Raw genomic sequence first — 532 nt, 5'->3', positions numbered from 1 at the left:
TTAATTGTGTAATGGCTGGCTGTAAGGTTTGTTGTTCACCCACTGAACCCCACGCTTGAGCTTGCAGGATAATTTGGTGTTTATCATCGTTTATCGCGATGCCGTTGTAGCCTTGAATTGTCCCTTTTGAGGTCGTCATCTTCGCGCTATCAGGGTCAGTGATATTACTTTTAACTGGCTTGCCTTTACTGCCTGTTTTTTCTTTTTGAGTGGCTAAGAACTCGGTGATTTTATCTGCATTTCTATCCAGCTTTTCTTTTTGTTTTAAGTCCTGAGTTATCAACTCTTCGCCCAGTCCATCTTGTGATTGGTGGCGTTCAATAATACGTTTGCTTGCGCGTTCTAGTTTTGCTTTTTTGCGGCTTAACTCATCGAATGTGCCGCTCCACTCTTTACTCGCATTGGACTTTAATTTACACCCATCAATGGCAACCATGTTGCGGCCTATCAAGCCTTCTTCATCACATATCATCAGCACTTGCGTAAAAAGCGGCTCAATCTGTTCATGCATTTTAGCCACAAAACCCGCTAT

At 42.9% G+C, this 532-nt stretch carries 1 pseudogene; it reads right to left on the bottom strand.

The window, feature by feature from the left end:
* Nucleotides 1–520, bottom strand: a pseudogene (locus IOD06_RS13520) (hypothetical protein); the annotation flags it as partial.
* Nucleotides 521–532: the final 12 nt, after the last annotated feature.

This window comes from Psychrobacter sp. N25K4-3-2, assembly GCF_015351755.1.
GTDB lineage: Bacteria > Pseudomonadota > Gammaproteobacteria > Pseudomonadales > Moraxellaceae > Psychrobacter > Psychrobacter glaciei.
Note: the sequence above shows the minus strand (reverse complement) of the source record. Positions and strands in the feature narration are given on the sequence as shown.